This window comes from Aeromonas sp. FL131 (genome assembly GCF_049860615.1).
Taxonomy (GTDB): domain Bacteria; phylum Pseudomonadota; class Gammaproteobacteria; order Enterobacterales; family Aeromonadaceae; genus Aeromonas; species Aeromonas hydrophila.
On record NZ_CP187595.1, the window covers coordinates 3,148,073 to 3,164,583 of the forward strand.

Annotated in this window: 12 protein-coding genes; 6 read left to right on the top strand and 6 right to left on the bottom strand. The window is 62.7% G+C overall.

All coding sequences use genetic code 11. From position 1 onward, the window contains the following. Positions 1-6: 6 nt before the first annotated feature. Positions 7-2,496, top strand: a complete 2,490-nt coding sequence (locus ACPW75_RS14545) for a penicillin-binding protein 1A (protein ID WP_077095994.1) — start codon at positions 7-9, stop codon at positions 2,494-2,496. Between the two features lie 75 nt (positions 2,497-2,571). On the opposite strand, the gene oxyR is transcribed toward ACPW75_RS14545, so the two are convergent. The 4 genes from oxyR to ACPW75_RS14565 all read right to left on the bottom strand — a co-directional run bounded on the left by oxyR (position 2,572) and on the right by ACPW75_RS14565 (position 7,062). Then, positions 2,572-3,468 (bottom strand): DNA-binding transcriptional regulator OxyR, encoded by an 897-nt coding sequence (gene oxyR / locus ACPW75_RS14550; RefSeq protein ID WP_017409206.1) that lies wholly within the window; start codon positions 3,466-3,468, stop codon positions 2,572-2,574. 155 nt (positions 3,469-3,623) lie between these two features. Then, the gene (locus tag ACPW75_RS14555) at positions 3,624-5,264 is read right to left on the bottom strand and encodes a methyl-accepting chemotaxis protein (RefSeq protein ID WP_029299360.1); all 1,641 of its coding nucleotides are present in this window, start codon (positions 5,262-5,264) and stop codon (positions 3,624-3,626) included. Positions 5,265-5,486: 222 nt separating this feature from the next. After that, a complete protein-coding gene (locus ACPW75_RS14560; RefSeq protein ID WP_043121173.1) occupies positions 5,487-6,122 on the bottom strand; it encodes a DsbA family protein in 636 nt (211 codons plus the stop codon). 79 nt (positions 6,123-6,201) lie between these two features. After that, complete coding sequence (locus ACPW75_RS14565) at positions 6,202-7,062, bottom strand: Vmh family MBL fold metallo-hydrolase (RefSeq protein ID WP_016351638.1); 861 nt, start codon at positions 7,060-7,062, stop codon at positions 6,202-6,204. 126 nt (positions 7,063-7,188) lie between these two features. Between ACPW75_RS14565 and ACPW75_RS14570 the strand changes: the two genes are divergently transcribed. Further along, positions 7,189-8,088 carry a LysR family transcriptional regulator gene (locus ACPW75_RS14570; RefSeq protein WP_077095997.1) on the top strand — a complete coding sequence of 300 codons (900 nt, stop codon included), beginning with the start codon at positions 7,189-7,191 and terminating at the stop codon, positions 8,086-8,088. 82 nt (positions 8,089-8,170) lie between these two features. Here the strand turns inward: ACPW75_RS14570 and ACPW75_RS14575 are convergent, their stop codons facing one another. Next, entirely contained in the window at positions 8,171-8,947 is a 777-nt protein-coding gene (locus tag ACPW75_RS14575) for a BPSS1780 family membrane protein (protein WP_077095999.1), read from the bottom strand. 176 nt (positions 8,948-9,123) lie between these two features. Between ACPW75_RS14575 and ACPW75_RS14580 the strand changes: the two genes are divergently transcribed. Beyond that, positions 9,124-9,978: a hypothetical protein gene (locus tag ACPW75_RS14580; RefSeq protein WP_077096000.1), complete on the top strand. Its 855-nt coding sequence runs from the start codon at positions 9,124-9,126 to the stop codon at positions 9,976-9,978. 43 nt (positions 9,979-10,021) lie between these two features. Next, a complete protein-coding gene (locus tag ACPW75_RS14585) occupies positions 10,022-10,846 on the top strand; it encodes a M23 family metallopeptidase (protein WP_252410865.1) in 825 nt (274 codons plus the stop codon). Positions 10,847-10,931: 85 nt separating this feature from the next. Here the strand turns inward: ACPW75_RS14585 and ACPW75_RS14590 are convergent, their stop codons facing one another. Next, positions 10,932-12,263: an MATE family efflux transporter gene (locus tag ACPW75_RS14590; protein ID WP_179101389.1), complete on the bottom strand. Its 1,332-nt coding sequence runs from the start codon at positions 12,261-12,263 to the stop codon at positions 10,932-10,934. A gap of 155 nt (positions 12,264-12,418) precedes the next feature. Between ACPW75_RS14590 and mscM the strand changes: the two genes are divergently transcribed. Together mscM and ACPW75_RS14600 are read left to right on the top strand one after the other, a co-directional pair. After that, a complete protein-coding gene (mscM, locus tag ACPW75_RS14595; protein ID WP_077096004.1) occupies positions 12,419-15,697 on the top strand; it encodes a miniconductance mechanosensitive channel MscM in 3,279 nt (1,092 codons plus the stop codon). Between the two features lie 22 nt (positions 15,698-15,719). Continuing rightward, entirely contained in the window at positions 15,720-16,439 is a 720-nt protein-coding gene (locus tag ACPW75_RS14600; RefSeq protein ID WP_077096005.1) for a glycerophosphodiester phosphodiesterase, read from the top strand. The last annotated feature ends 72 nt before the right edge of the window (positions 16,440-16,511 follow it).

Genomic DNA, 16,511 nt, shown 5'->3' on the forward strand with positions numbered 1-16,511 from the left:
TCTTCCATGCTGAAATGGCTCGTACGCCTGTTTATTGTCATGATGCTGGGTGCTGTGCTGGGTGTTGCCAGCCTCATCGGTATCTACTTCTACATCAAGCCCCAGTTGCCGGATGTGACCGCGCTGCGCGACGTCAAGCTGGCCACCCCGATGAAGGTGTACAGTCGGGATGGGGAATTGATCTCCCAATTTGGCGAAATTCGTCGCATCCCGCTGCATCTGGACGAAATTCCCCAGTCGATGATCGATGCGGTACTGGCGACCGAAGATGCCCGTTTCTATGAGCACCCGGGGATCGACCCCATCGGCATCATTCGCGCAGCCACCGTCTGGGCCGTCTCCGGTCAGGCTCGCCAAGGTGCCAGTACCATCACCCAGCAGGTCGCCCGCAACTTCTTCCTGAGCAATGAAAAGACGCTGGTGCGCAAGATAAAAGAGGTCTTCCTGGCCTGGCGCATCGAGCAGAATCTCTCCAAGGACGAGATCCTGCAGCTCTACCTCAACAAGATCCCGCTCGGCTACCGGGCATTCGGGGTCGGTGCCGCCGCCCAGGTTTACTTTGGCAAGGAGGTCAAGGACCTGACGCTGGACGAAATCGCCATCATTGCCGGTCTGCCCAAGGCGCCATCCATGCTGAACCCGATCCGCTCGCCGGAGCGTGCCTTTGCCCGTCGCAACGTGGTACTTGGCCGCATGCTGGAAACCGGCAAGATCACCCAGGCCCAGTTTGACGAAGCGTCCAAGATGCCGGTCAAGGCCCGCTATCACGGTGCCGAGATCACCTTGAATGCCCCTTATCTGGGGGAGATGGTGCGCCAGAAGATGGTGGAGCAGTTTGGTGAAGATGCCTACACCATGGGTCTGCACGTCTACACCACAGTCACCGCCAAGCGCCAGCGCGCCGCCCGGCTGGCCTTGCTCGACGGCGTCTTCGACTACGACACCCGTCATGGCTACAAGGGCGTGACCGCCCAGCTGTGGAAAGCGGGCGAAGCCGATTGGGATTATGACAAGATCATGGCCCATCTGGCCAAGCAACCCACCTATGAGCCACTGATGGCCGCCGTCGTCACCAAGCTGGCTGACAAGAGTGCAACCATAGTGCTGAAGAACGGCAAGCAGGCCGAGCTTGGCTGGAACGGCATCAAGTGGGCGCGCGCCTTCATCACCGATGACCGTCAGGGCTTTGCTCCCCGCTCGGCCCGCGACATGCTGAAAGTGGGCGCCCAGATCTGGGTTCGGGAAAAGGGTGAAGAATTGCTGCTCTCCCAGATCCCCGAGGTCAACGCCGCCCTGGTGGCCATGAACCCGCAGGATGGTGCCATCGAGGCGCTGGTCGGCGGCTTCAGCTTCGAGCTCTCCAAATTCAACCGGGTCGATCAGGCACGCCGCCAGATAGGCTCCAACATCAAGCCCTTCCTCTATGCCACCGCGCTGGAACAGGGCTACACTCTGGCCTCCCTCATCAACGATGCGCCGATCAACCAGTGGGACCCCTCCAAGGGCCCCATGTGGCAGCCCAAAAACTCCCCGGCCATCTATGAAGGTCCCACTTCCCTGCGCCTCGGCCTCGCCAAGTCGAAGAACGTGATGTCGGTGCGCCTGATGCGCGCCATCGGGCTGGATACCTACATCGACGGCCTGACCCGCTTCGGCTTTGCGCGCGATACCATCTCGCCCAACGAGTCGCTGGCTCTGGGTGCCGCCGAGTTCACCCCGCTGGAAGTGGTGCGCGGCTACTCGGTCATGGCCAACGGCGGCTTCCAGGTCACCCCCTACTTCATCACCGAAGTCACCGACAGCTTCGGCGCGCCTCTTTATCAGGCCAACCCTGCAGCCGCCTGCCGTGACTGTGGCGTGCTGGCCGCCGCCGGTCTCGACAGTGCGGATGCCTATGCCAATACGGCGCCGGACTGGAAAGCCCAGTGCCCCATCGATCCGGTGGTTCCTGGCAACATGGCACCGCAGACCATCAGTGCCCAGAGCACCTTCCTGGTGACCGACACCCTGACCACCGCCATCTGGGGTGGCAACGGCTGGCGCGGTACCGGCTGGCGGGCGGCACGTGACCTCAAGCGCCACGATATCTCCGGCAAGACCGGGACCACCAACGAATCTCGTGATGCCTGGTTCTCCGGCTATACCCCGAATCTGGTCGCCACCTCCTGGATCGGTTTTGACAACCACCAGCGTGGTCTGGGCCGGGCCGAATTTGGCGGCGGTGCCGCACAGCCCATCTGGATCGACTTCATGAAGACGGCGCTCAAGCAGGTGCCTGAGCGCAAGATGCCGGTACCGGAAGGGATCATCACGGTGCGGATCGATCGTGAGACCGGCCTGTTGACCAACCGAACCGACGGCAGCAGCATGGAAGAGTTCTTCAAGGAAGGCACCGAGCCGACCCGCTACGCGACACAGAGCTCGGATGGCAATCAGGTGTACGGCGGTGAGGGCTCGCCCACCGATGGCCCCGTCTCCACCGACGATATCTTCTAAACCACAGCAGAAGATAAAAAAACCGGCGCAATGCGCCGGTTTTCTTTTTTGTGGCCTTGTCGTAGCGATGCGCAGTTAGCCAAGCAGGCTCTGCATCAAGCGCGAGATACGAGCGGCCAGCTCGTTGAAGCAGGGCCGGCGCACCGAGTAGTGGCGATAGAGCAGCGCTATGGTACGCCCAGGCACAGGGTCTATCACCGGCCGATAGCTGACGCCGCCCTCTTCGGCATTGGCGGGCACGGCAAGCCTGGGTACCAGCGTCATGCCGCTGCCGGCAGCCACCATGTTGCGCAGCGTTTCCAAACTGGTGCCCTTAAAGCGCTGATCCTCGCCGATACCGGCGGCGAAGCAGAATCCCATCGCCTGATCCCGCAGACAGTGGCCATCGGCCAGCATCAGCAACTTTTTGCCCTTGAGATTGCTGAGCGGCACCGCCTTGGCCTTGGCCTCCGGGTGCTGTTGGGGCACCGCCAGCCACATGGGTTCCTGATAGAGCGGGATCGAACCAAACCCGTCCATGCCCTCCAGCTCGGCCAGGATCAAGCAATCCAGCTCCCCCTCTTCCAGCCGCTTGAGCAACACCTGGGTCTGCTCTTCATAGAGGTAGAACTCCAGCTTGGGAAAGTGCTCGCGCAGATCCTGAATGATGTGAGGTAGCAGATAGGGGCCGACGGTAGGAATGAAGCCAATATGGATTTCGCCAGACATGGGCTCGGCAAAGTGCTGGCCGATGCTCTTGAGCTCGCGCACCTCTTTGAGCACCTTGCGGGCCTGCTGGGCCATGGCATCGCCAGCCGGGGTAAACAGCACCTTGCGCGAAGTACGCTCGATCAGGATCACCCCGAGTTCATCCTCCAGCTTGCGCAGCTGGCCGCTCAGGGTCGGCTGACTGACGAAGCAGCGCTCCGCCGCCTTGCGAAAGTGCTTCTCCTCTTCCAGCGCCACCAAATACTCGAGATCGCGAAGGTTCATACATCCAGAATCCTGCCAACCAATGGGGTCATTAGCATGCCCAAGAACGGCGGAGCGAACAAGGGATGGAACAAGAGGGAGAGTCGACAGGCCGATAAAACAAGGCGGGCCCGGATCCAGGATACGGGCCCGCAACAGCGAGCATCCAACCCGCCTTACACCCGGAAGCGGCGTACCATCTCCTGCAATTGGGTCGCCAGGTGATTGAGGTCGTTACAGGCCTGTGCCATCTGGGTTGCACCGGCGGCCACTTCCTCGGAGGCATGGCTGATATTGACCACGTTGCGGTTGAGCTCTTCACTCACCGCCCCCTGCTCTTCGGTGGCGGTCGCAATCTGGATATTCATGTGGGAGATGCTCTCCACCGAGCCGCTGATCTCGGAGATGGAGGCCCCCGCCTCCCGCGCCGTGCTCACGGTGGAATTCATCATGTCCTGGCTTTGCTGCATGGTGGTGCCGGCCTGCTCGGCCCGCTGCTGCAGTTCGGCGATGATGGTGTTGATCTGGGAGGTGGAATCCTGAGTCCGCTTCGCCAGGGTACGCACTTCGTCGGCCACTACCGCAAAGCCGCGGCCCTGCTCGCCGGCCCGGGCCGCCTCGATGGCGGCGTTGAGCGCCAGCAGGTTGGTCTGCTCGGCGATCCCGCGGATCACCTCCAGCACCATGCCGATGTTGCGGCTGTCGTCGCCAAGCTGACGGATCACCACGGCGGTGCTCTCGATGGCGCCGGCCACCTGCTCAATACGCTTGATGGAGTCGTTGACGGTGCGAGCCCCCAGTTCGGCGGTGCTGCTGGCGGCACTGGCTGCGCTGGCGGCATCGCTGGTGTTGCGGGACACCTCCTGCACCGTGGCCTGCATCTCGTTCATGGCGGTGGCCAGCTGGTTCAGCTCGTGCTGCTGGCTGTTCATGTTGTTGGCGGACTGGCGCGCCACCGCGCTGATCTCTTCGGCTGCCGAGCTCAGTTGCACCACGGAGCCGGAGACTTCGCTGACCAGGGTACGCAGGTTCTTCTGCATCTCGCCAAAACCCTTGGCCAGTTGCCCCAGTTCGTCGTTGTTGAACTGGCTGGCATCAAGATGAGCCGCCAGATCGCCGGCTGAGACCTTGCGGGTCTGCTCCAGCAGTGCCATGACCGGATTGCGGATCTGGCCGGTCAGCAGCCAGGCCACTACCACCACGAACAGGACGGTGACGAGGCTGACGATGATGCTCATGGTGCGCGAGCTGCTGTAAAGGTCGGCCACCGACTTCACCATGCCGTCGGCAATCTCGTTGTTGATCTCGCGCAGACGGTAGGATTTGGTACCCACTTCTTCCAGGGCAATCCGGGTCTCGTTCTTGCGCAGGCTCTTGACCTTCTCCAGATCCCCGTTGGAAAACGCAGCCACCAGCTCCTCGTGCACCGAAAAATACTTGGCGCCAGCGGCCACCAGCTGTTCGTAAGTCTGCTTCTCCTCATCGGTGCTGAAGGGCAACGAGCCATACTTTTGCGCCGCTGCGTCAAACTCCTGCTTGGCCTTGTTGAAGGTGACGGTGCGTTCGCTCACCTCCTGGGCATCCTTGTTGAGGCCACCAATCACCTGCGCCAGTTCGGAACGACGGGCATCGAGAATGGCCACATGCATCTGGCTGGCATAGCGGGTCGATGGCAACAGGTTGCCCGAGATGGTGGCGGTATCGGCATAAAGACGGGACAGCTGAGTGATGGAGAACCACGCCAGCCCCACCACTAGCAGGGCCAATACGGCAAAACCGGCGCTCAACTTCTGACCTATAGACATATTTTTGAACATGATTGGTATCCTTGGCGGCTAGACGCAAGCCCGTGGCCTCAAACGCCCGGGCTATCCCCATAGAGCATAGCGCGATGATCGCAAGCGGATGATTTTCAAACTGTCCGCTACTGAATATATCGTCCCGCCAGGGGATAGCATGAGTGCCGGACAGGTAGGAAAAATCTGCAACGAGCACCTCGGGCGCTGCGCATCCGCCAGCGGATACGACCTGTAGTTCGCTCAACGATTCATCATGAGCTGGATCTGGCGAGCAAACGCCTCTGGTTCACCCAGGAAGGAGGAGGCGGACAAGGGGGTCACTTTGTCGCCCTGCACCAATCCCAGAGTCGGGTAGCCCTGCCCGCCGAGGCGGCGCATCCAGCGCTGGCTGTCGGCCAGATGACTCGCCAGGTCGGCCTGCTGGTAGGCCTTCACAAAATCATCCGCGCCAATGTTCTGCTCCGCCGCCAGGCTGGTCAGATGCTCGAGCGAACCGATCCAGATGCCATCGCGATAGTGGGATTGCTGGATGCGGTGTAGCAGGCTCAGACCGTTGCCACCCAGGGCCGTCACCGCCAGGATGGCGCGGATGGGCTGCTCCGAATCGAGCAGCAGACCATCGCGCAGCAGCAGCTCGTTGAAATAGCGCTCGCCGAAAGGCTGGCCGGTCAGCGCCTGGATCCGCTCGTCATGGGGACGGACGTAATCACGCAGGGCCTGGCCCATCGCCTGCCTGCGCCCGCCAAGCCAGAGACCACCGGCGTGCAGCTCGATGCGCAGTTCCGGGATGGCAGCCGCAGCCTTCAACAGCGGGGCGGCGCCGTAGCACCAGCCACAGAGGGGGTCGTATACATAATGCAGAGTCGTTTCGTTCATATCATTCACTCGTTCATTCGGCTAAAAAAACCGGGCCCTCGGGCCCGGTAAAAAACACAGGGAAGTAGGCGTCAGGGGGTTACCACTTCATCTCGCCGGTGTTGACCTTGGCACCGATGGCCAGACCGTCGTCGACCGGCAGGGACGGGTAAGCCTTCTTCAGAGCTTCAATCAGCTGGCCGGAATTCTTGGCTTTGGCCAGCTCCTGCTCAAAGCGCTCTACGTAGTCACGGGTGAAGGTCACGGCGGCGCTGCCCTTGGGAGCAGTCCCCAGGAAGTGACCCGGCACCACGCGCTCGGGCTTCAGTGCCAGCAGATTGTTCAGCGCCTTGACCCAGTTGCTGCGAGCAGCCTTGGTCTGGCTGTCAGCCATCCACACGTGCACGCCGCTGTAGACCGGTACGCCACCAAACGCCGTCTTGATGGACGGTGCCCACAGGTAGGCATTCGGGGTGTTCATCTCTTTGATCTCGATCTTCTCGCCATCCAGTGTCAGATGGCTGGCCGTCATCACTTGCGGCACGGTCAGGCTCTTCGGTGCACCCTTGCCGAGGATGGGACTCCAGTAGCTCAGCTTGGCGTCCTTGGTCTGGTTGATATGGTCGACCACATGCTGGTCTGCCAGTACCTTGACGTCCGGGAAGGCTGCCTTGATGGGCTCCAGACCGAAGTAGAAGTCGGGGTCACCGGCACTGATATAGACGGTGGTCAGCTTCTTGCCGCTCTTCTTGATCATGTCGACCAGCGCCTGGCCGTTTTGCACATCGAACTGGGCATCGATCAGGATTGCTTCTTTGTCGCCGGTCACCAGGGAGGAGGAGACCGGGAAGATTGCCTTCTCGCCCGGGTTGTAGACGGTCACGGTGAGCGGGGCGGCCATGGCGGCACCGCTCAGCAGGGTGGTGGCCAGGGTCAGGTTGCGGATCAGGGTGTTGTTCATCGGGTATTCCTCATCAAGTCATCAGGGGTTCATCAGATGGACACAGTTTATTGGATCGATTACGGTACAAATACAGCATAATAAGCGCATCACTGTTGCATTAATCGAGCATATAGAGAGTCTGAAATGGATCGACTGACCGCATTGCGGGTCTTTGTCAGCGTAGTCGAACAGGGCAGCCTGAGCGGCGCCGGGGAGAAACTGGAGATGTCGCGCGCCATGGTGACGCGCTACCTGGCGGAACTGGAGCAGTGGATGGGGGCACGGCTGCTGCACCGCACCACTCGCCGGCTCAGTCTGACCGGCCCTGGGGAAGAGGCGCTGAACCGGGCCCGGGCCATGCTGGCGCTGGGGGAAGAGATGGAGCAGATCGCCGTGCGCGGCGACGAGGCCCCCAAGGGGCAATTGCGCATCACCAGCAGCTATTCACTCTCGGAAGCCTTGCTGGTGGGCGCCGCCAACGACTACCTGGCGCGCTTTGCGGGCACCGCCATCGACATTCTGCTGCTGGACCGCACCGTCAACCTGGTGGAGGAGCGGATCGATCTCGCCGTTCGCATCACCAATGACCTCGACCCCAACCTGGTGGCCCGCCGGCTCGGCACCTGTCACTCGGTGGTCTGTGCCAGCCCGGCCTATCTGGCCAGGCACCCGACCCCGCACAAGGTGCAGGATCTCGCCCTGCACAACTGCCTCACCTACACCTATTTCGGCAAGAGCCTGTGGGAATTTCAGGGACCGGACGGACCCGAATCGGTACCGGTGAGCGGCAATCTCAGCGCCAACATCTCCAACCTGCTGCTGGAGGCGACTCTGGAGGGGGCCGGCATCAGCCTGCAGCCCCGCTACTCGGTCCAACCCCACCTCGATACCGGCACCCTGGTGCCGCTGCTGGCGCAGTGGCAGCCCAAGCGACTCGGCGTCTACGCCGTCTACGGCACCCGCAAGCAGATGTCACCACTGTTGCGCAGCTTCCTCGACTTTCTGGTGGAACGCATGGCCATCGACCCCATGTGGCGAGAGTAGCGGCGGGAATAAGAGACAACGCAAACATGCGAAAGGGGCCGGCAGGCCCCTTTCGCGCATATGTCACACCCATTCGTTGGCGTCAGGCTTCGAAGCCAGTCAGCGGGGCTTCGGCAGGCGTCTCCTGTGTCACGTCCAGATAGATATCCCGGTAGGCCACATAGATGGAGTAGTTGAGCGCCGGGATCACCACCAGCAGACCCACCAGCATCAGCGCCGCACCGAACAGCATCAGGATGGCGGCAACCACCCCCCACCAGAGGAAGGGCCACATGTTGGTCAGGCAGCCTTTGAAACTCAGTTTGGCCGCCTGCAGGATCCCTACATCGTGGAAAAAGATGAGGGCGGGGGCGAAGGTGATGGCCATCAGCACCGGGATCAGCAGCGCCAGCCCCAGCAGCAGACAGAGCAGCAGCGCCTGGGCCTGGGCCGCCGTCACCACCAGAGATTCGGGCTCCTGGGTCAGCAGGGAGGTGAGCCCCCACATGGAGAGCAGTCCCAGGCAGATGAGGCCGATCAGGCTGAACAGGGCCAGCACCAGCAGGCCCCCCAGCATCAGCGGGGTCAGCTTGTGGCGAAAACCGGAGAAGAAATCGGCAAAGCGCAGCGGATTGCCTTCATAACCGTGACGGGCCACCGCCACCCAGCCGGCACCCCAGACCATGTAAAGCAGCTGGGAGATGAGGCTGCCCGCCGGCAGACGCTCCAGCAGCAGACCGACCGCAAACCAGATGAGGACCATGGCGACACTGACCCCCATCCCCTTGTTGAAGACATCGAAACCGGATCGCACCCAGACCCAGCCACGCCCGATGGGGTGACGAGCAGGTTCTGCGCGCAGGGGGGACAATCCATTCATAACATTTCCTCGGTTCAAAACGGCTGGTTGCCGATTCTAGAGCCATGGGCCGACTGACTCAATGGCGGGTCACCGCCGAGGCCAGTTTTGCATGTCATGGCTGCTTGTATCAGACGTTACGGTTATCATAAGAGACCCCTTTGCAAGGGGCATTCACTTATTCAAGAGAATCCAAGATGCGTACATCTCACCTGGCGCCAATTCTGCTGGCCTCCCTGTTGCTCAACCTCTGGCAGTGGCAGACCGCCCCTGTCGCACCTCAGCCGGGATCCGACACCGCCAGCCCCGCCAACAGCCCGTCACAATGCGATTCGGCCACCAGCCAGAACAGCGGCCAGAGCACCGGGCAGAGTCTGCTGGCCAAGCTGCCCGGCAAGGGAAGTCAGAACGAGCCCGCCCCCGCCCAGGAGGTGCTGCCTCCCAACCCCGAGCTGGAAGCCGCCATCAGCCAGTGGAGCCAGTCGAGCGAAGGATCCGTGCTGATTGAGCGGCTCTATGACGCCGAACAGGGCAGCCAACTCACCACCGTCTTCGACCGGCTCGACATAGTGGAAGACGTGCGCGGCCAGGTCCAGGAGCAACTGCGCGAGCTCTATCGCCTCGGTTTCGACCATCCCGATGCCTATGAGCAGGAGAGCCAGCGCATCTGGGGCAACCTCAGCAACCTGCTGGGGGAGGATACCCGCACCCGGCTCGAACAGGAGATCTACTCGGGCGATACCAACCGCCTGCTGGAGATCCAGGGTCGCCTGGCGGAGCACGGCGAGCTGCTGGCACCGGCCCAGCGCCAATCCCTGACGCGTCTGCTGAGCGAGGCGAACCAGCAGCTGGCCCAGCAGGAGAGCGGTGATGCCGGCACCTATCTGGAGAACCAGCGTGCCTATACCCAGCGGGTGCTGGAGAGCAGCCGCAGCTTCCTCAATCCGGATCAGCTCAAGGTGGTACAAGACATGCTGGAGCTGGACCTGGTGCGCCAGGAGGTGTCGGTCCAGATGGAGGCCATCTACCAGCGCTTCCAGCCAGCGTCCTGATTTCGTTACCGTTTCGTTTTAGTCAACCCAGCCTGGAATCATCATGAGAGTCGTTTGTTGTCTATTGTTGCTGCTGGCCAGCCAGTCCGCCCTCGCCGAGGGCTTCATCAGTCGCCTGCTCAACCACCCGGTGCCGGGGGGCGTCGCCGTGGTGGCGCTCGGCAGCGAGGCACAGGCCCCGACCGCCCGCTATCAGGGCAAGCCGGTGCTGGTGGTGCGTGAAGAGGGCAAACGCTGGATTGCCATCGTCGGCATCCCCCTCAAGAGCCAGCCCGGCGCCCACCAGCTGCAGGTGAGCGATGGCCGCACCCTCGGCTTCACGGTCGGCACCAAGCACTACCGGGAGCAGCACATCAAGCTCAAGAACAGCCGTCAGGTCAACCCGCTGGCCGAAGACATGACCCGCATCAACCGCGAACTGGCGGAACAGACCCGCGCCTACCAGACCTTCAGCCCGACCCTGCCGAGCAACCTGCTGTTCGACAAACCGGTGGACGGCCCGCTCTCCAGCCCGTTCGGGCTGCGCCGCTTCTTCAACGGCGAGGAGCGCAACCCCCACTCCGGCCTCGACTTTGCGGTCGGTGCCGGCACCCCCATCAAGTCGCCGGCGGCAGGCAAGGTGATCCTAATCGGCAACTACTTCTTCAACGGCAATACGGTGTTCGTCGATCACGGTCAGGGCCTCATCAGCATGTTCTGCCACATGTCGAAGGTCGACGTGAAGCTGGGCCAGAGCCTGCCCCGCGGCGGCATCGTCGGCCGGGTCGGCGCCACCGGCCGAGCCACCGGTCCCCACATGCACTGGAATGTCAGCCTCAACGACGCCCGGGTCGACCCCGCCATCTTCATCGGCGCCTTCAAGCCCTGAGCGGGTGAACTGGCTCCCGCAAGTAACGTACTCAACATCAAAAAGGCAGCCGAGGCTGCCTTTTTGATGGCCGAATGACGACATGTCAGGCGGCGTGCTGGCGTGCCTCCTTGCGCATCGCCCACCACATCACCAGCACCAGCACAGTGCTACAAGTCGGCAATGCCAGCCAGACGCCGGATACCCCCCACAGGGAGGAGAAGCCCCACAGGAAGCCGCCGATCAGCACCAGCTTGCCGCCGGTGAGCAGGGAGGCGATGCGGGCCCGGTTGATGGCCTGGAAGTAGGTGGCCCCCACCAGCAGCAGCCCTTCCATCGGCAAGCCCCAGAAATAGAGCCAGATGCCGAGGCTGGCCACCGGCAAGAGGGCCGCGTTGTCACCGGCAAACAGGTAGACCACCCCCTCCGGCCACAGATAGAGCGGCAACATGCCGCACAGGGCCACCAGCAACGTCACCCCCAGCGCCAGGTTGCGCACCCGCAGCACCCGCGCCCAGTTGCCCGCCCCGGCGTTGAAACTGGCGATGGGCTGGATGCCCATGGCGATCCCCTCGAAGATGAGATAGAAGAAGGCCTCGCTGTAACTGATGACGCCGTAGGCCGCCACGTGCAGCGAGGTGCCCACCGCCAGCAGCGCCTTGTTGTGCAGCGCCAGCACCACCGACAGGTAGAGGTACATCAGAAAGCTCGACACCCCGAGTCGCAGCGTCTCCCCCATCAACCGCCAGTCGGGTCGCAGGGTGTCCCAGCCAATGCGCAGCTGGCTGCGCGGGGTGAAGAAGTGCCACAGACAGAGGCCGCCGGTCACCGCCTGGGAGAGCATGGTTGCAATGGCGGCACCCGCCAGCCCCCAGGGGATCACCGCCATCAGCAGGTAATCGAGCAGCACGTTGAGCACGCCGCCCCCCACCAGGATCCAGGTGGTGAGGCCGGGTCGCCCGTCGTTGCGCAGCAGGGCGGTAAACGCCATGGAGAGCACCGCAAACACTCCGAGCCAAGCATACCACTGCAAATAGGCGAAACCGGCGTCAAAGATGACTCCCTCCGCCCCCATCCAGATCAGCATGGCCTCGCCGTAACGGATGCCGATTAAGGCGAGCAGCCCAGAGGCGATGAGCACCATCACCAGCGCGTTGCCGACGATGTGGCGGGCCCTCGCCTGCTCCCCCTTGCCCAGATAAAACGAGGCGAGCGCCGAGGAGCCCATGCCGATCAGCGCCCCCACCGCATAGAGCACGGCGCAGATGGGGTACGCCAGCATCATGCCGGCCAGCCCGTCCTGACCCAGAATATGGCCGACGAAGATGCCGTCTATGGTGACATAGATACCGGTAACCAGCATGGCGGCCACGGTCGGGGTGACGTAGCGCCAGAACAGGCGGGAAAGAGGGGCCGTGCCCAGATCGACTGCGGACATAAAATGCTCAACGGAGGGAAAAACGGCCAGAATAATAGCCAAAGCGGGCCGGGAACGCCCGTTATTTATGTTACAAATCATTAATATGGAAAACTTTACCCGCCCCGGCCCCTGCTTTAGGCTAGGGCGACCTCACCTGAACGGAAACGTGCGCCATGTTGCAACGCCTGCTCTGCCTGCTGCTCTCTCTCACTCTCCTCACTCCCCTTGCCCAGGCCGATGACGCCATCACCCAGGTGGAAGAGCTGCTGCAGAGCGTGCCCAAGACGGACACCCCGGAAAACCAGAAGTTGCGGGAAAGTTACCAGCAGGCGCTGCAGTTTGCCCGGGAGGCCCAGCGTTATCGCGAGCAGGGCAAGGCCTATCAGCAGATCCTCATCGACTATCCCAAGGAGTCGGCCCGCCTCAAGGAGAGCCTGCACAACTACCAGCCCCAGCCTCGCCCGGCCCTCTCCTCTCTGAAGGAGGAGGCGCTGCGCCAGGCCATCGGCCTGAGCAGCAACCGCCAGCTCAACCTGCGCAAGGAGCGCCAGGGGGTGATGGACAGCCTCAACCAGCTGGAGAGCACCGGCCAGGAGTATCACCTGCGAGTCGACGAGCTGCGCAAGCAGTTGCAGCAGACCCGCGCCCTGCTCGACCGGCTCAGCTTCAGCAGTGAATCGGATCGCCTGCAGGATGCCCAGCAGCTGGTCACCCGTCTCAAGGAGCAGAGCCTCTCCGACCGGATCCAGATGCTGGAGCTGGAGCAGCTCTCCGCCCAGCAGCGCAACGATCTCGGCAAGCTCAGGCTGCAGGAGCTCAACCTCGCCATCACCGACGAGGATGAGTGGCAGACCAGCCTGCTCAACCAGCAGAACCAGCTGCGCCGCGACAAGACCGAGCAGGCGCTGGCGGAGAGCGAGCGGCTGCGCAAGCAGCTCACCTCCGACATGCCGCTGCTGCTGGAGCAGCAACAGCAGAACCAGGCGCTCTCCATCCAGCTCGGCGCGCTGGAGGATCAGATAGAGCGGGTGCAGGATGAGCAGCGGGTGATCGACAAGAACCTGTCGAGCCTGAACGACCTGGTCAACTCGGTGCGCGAGCAACTGGAGTGGCTGCAGATCAGCAACGCCTACGGCGAGAACCTGCGCAGCAAGCTCTCGGATCTGCCCGCCTACTTCCCCCTCGACAAGCTGGAGTCGGCCATCGTCAACGCCCGCATGGCCAAGTACCAGTACGAGACCGAGCAGGACGCGCTCAAGGATCCGCGCCAGATGCGCGATCAGCTGCTGGCCACCGACGAAGTCGCCCTCGATCGCGCCCAGCAGGCGGTGCTCGACAACCTGCTCAAGGCCCGTCGCCAGCTGCTGACCCGGCTCAACGACGCCTCCGACAGCCTCATTCAGGAGCAGACCCGGCTCAAGCTGCTCTACAGCCGCCAGAACAGCAAGATCGACGAGATCCGCGAGCTCAGCGCCAGCCACCTGTTCTGGATGCCGGACGTGCGCCCGCTCACCCCGGCCGTGCTGCTCGGGGTACCGGCGGCCCTCGGCCTCGCCCTCAACCCGGTCAACTGGCTGCAACTGCCCCAGGCCATCGCCGAGAACAACCCCATCACCCTCACCTTCGCCGGCATCGGCATCCTGGTGCTGGCCTGGTGCTGGTTCAAACTGGCTCGCCACCTGACCCACTACAGCCAGCACATAGCGCCCCGCATCGGCAAGGTGACCCAGGACAAGTTCAGCCTCACCAGCCGGCTGCTGATGCGCTCCCTGCTGGCCTCCCTGCCGCTGCCCGCCATGGTGCTGATGGTGCGCGGCCTGCTCGACGGTGCCTGGCAATATCCGTTCGCGGTGGCGGTGGCCCGCGGCCTCGGCGAGATCTGGTTCCTGCTGCTGGCACTCTTGATGGCCCGTCACCTGACGCTGGAGAAGGGGATCCTGATCCTCCATTTCCGCTGGCAGAAAGAGCGGGTACAGAAGGTGTGGAGCCAGTTTCGCACCCTCTTGCTGGTGATCATCCCGAGCTTCTTCGTGCAGGGCATGGCCAACAGCTATCAGGAACACGCCTTCTACGACTCCCTAGGCCGACTGGCCTTCATCGTCGGCGCCCTCTGGCTGCAGCTGTTTTTCGCCCGCCTCAACCGGGAGCGGCTGCCGCTCACCTGGGGCCAGGCCGACATGACCAAGCCGCACCTGCTGCACCACTTCATCTGGAACAGCCTGATGCTGGCCCCCTTGCTGGCGGTGATCGGCTCTCTGCTCGGCTACTTCTATACCTCCCGCATCCTGCTGCGCCAGCTGGAGCTGAGCCTGCTGATGGGGCTGGGCTGCCTGCTCGTCTACTATCTGGCGCACCGCTGGATGCTGATCCAGCGCCGTCGCCTCGCCTTCGAGCGGGCCAAGAGCAAACGGGCCGAGATCCTGGCCCAGCGCGGCCGGGAAGAGGGGCATGACGAGCTCAGCTCCGAGATCCCGGACGTGGTGGAAGACACCGAGCTGGATCTGGACACCATCAGCGCCCAGTCGCTCGGGCTGGTGCGTACCCTGCTGATGCTGGGCTTCACCATGCTGGTGGTGGTGCAGTGGTCCGAACTCAACTCGGCGTTCAGCTTCCTGCGCAGCATCGAGGTGTGGCAGGTGAGCAGCAAGATTGGCGGCATCGAACAGCTCTCCGCCATCACCTTGCAGGATCTGATGCTGACGGTGTTTACCTTCATCCTGACCGTGGTCACCGCCCGCAACCTGCCGGGCCTGATGGAGCTGACCCTGCTCCAGCACCTGAGCCTCTCCCCTGGCACCGGCTTTGCCATCACCACGGTGACCAAGTACATAGTGCTGGTGGTGGGTGCGCTGACCGGCTTCTCCATCCTCGGCATCGACTGGTCCAAGGCGCAGTGGATGGTGGCGGCCCTCTCCCTGGGCCTGGGTTTCGGACTGCAGGAGATCTTCGCCAACTTCGTGTCGGGCCTCATCATCCTGTTCGAGAAACCGATCCGGCTCGGCGACACCGTCACCATTCGCGAGCTGACCGGCACCGTCACCAAGATCAAGACCCGCGCCACCACCATAGTGGACTGGGACAGGAAGGAGATCATCGTCCCCAACAAGGCCTTCATCACCGAACAGTTCATCAACTGGTCGCTGTCAGACGCCATCACCCGGGTACGGCTGCGCATCCGCATCGGCCTGACCCAGGAGCCCAGAAAGATACAGACCATTCTGGAAGAGTCGATCCGGGCCTCCACCCTGGTGCTGGAGACCCCCTCCCCCGAGGTGTTCCTGATCGAATTCACCGACTCGGCGCTGATCTACGAGATCCGGCTCTATGTGAACAGCATGGATCACCGCATGCCCATCACCCACGAGGTCCACTCGCTGGTGCTGGAGAAATTGCAGCAACAGGGGCTGGGGCTGCCGCACCAGCAGATCGACATTCGTCTGAGCCGGGCCTGAGCAGGCACCACAGGAGTACATCATGCAGATCATTGCCCATCGCGGCGCCAGCGGACTGGCGCCGGAAAACACCCTCAAGGCCATCCGGCTGGCACTGGCGCTGGGCGCCGGGGCCATCGAGATCGACGTGCAACTGGCCGACGGTGAATTGTGGGTGTTCCACGACCGGCGGCTGGAGCGTTGCACCGACGGCAGCGGCGTGTTGACGGCCCAGTCGCGCGCCTATCTGGCGAGCCTGGATGCCGGTGAGGGAGAAGGGATCCCGACCCTGTGGCAGGTGATGAAGGCGATTGCCGGCCAGGCCGAGCTGCATATCGAGCTGAAAGGATCACAAACAGCCGACGAGGTGGCCCGACTGACCCGGCGCGCCGAGGCCGAGCTTGGCTTCGCGCCCACGCAATGGGTCGTCTCCTCCTTCCACCACCCGGAGCTCGCCCGCTTTGCCACCCTGCGCCCCGACATTCGGTTGGGGGCGCTGACTTCCACCATTCCCCTCACCCTCGCCAAGTTTGCCGCCGAGCTGGGGGCCTGGTCGCTCAACTGCGACGTGGATTTTGTCGATCAGGTTCTGGTGCAGGATGCCCACGACCGCGGGCTCAAGGTGCTGGTCTATACGGTCGATGAACCCGCCGATCAGGCGATGCTGGCCGCCATCGGCGTCGATGGCATCTTTACCAACCGGCCGGACCGCTTCCTGCCGCCGGCCAAAAACGGACTCATTGTGCCAGGGGGAGTTCGATAACCGCTGATTTAAGCTATAAATTTAAAGGCGCACCGGGATACAAAAAGTTCTACTTTGGCCGATACAGTGTTG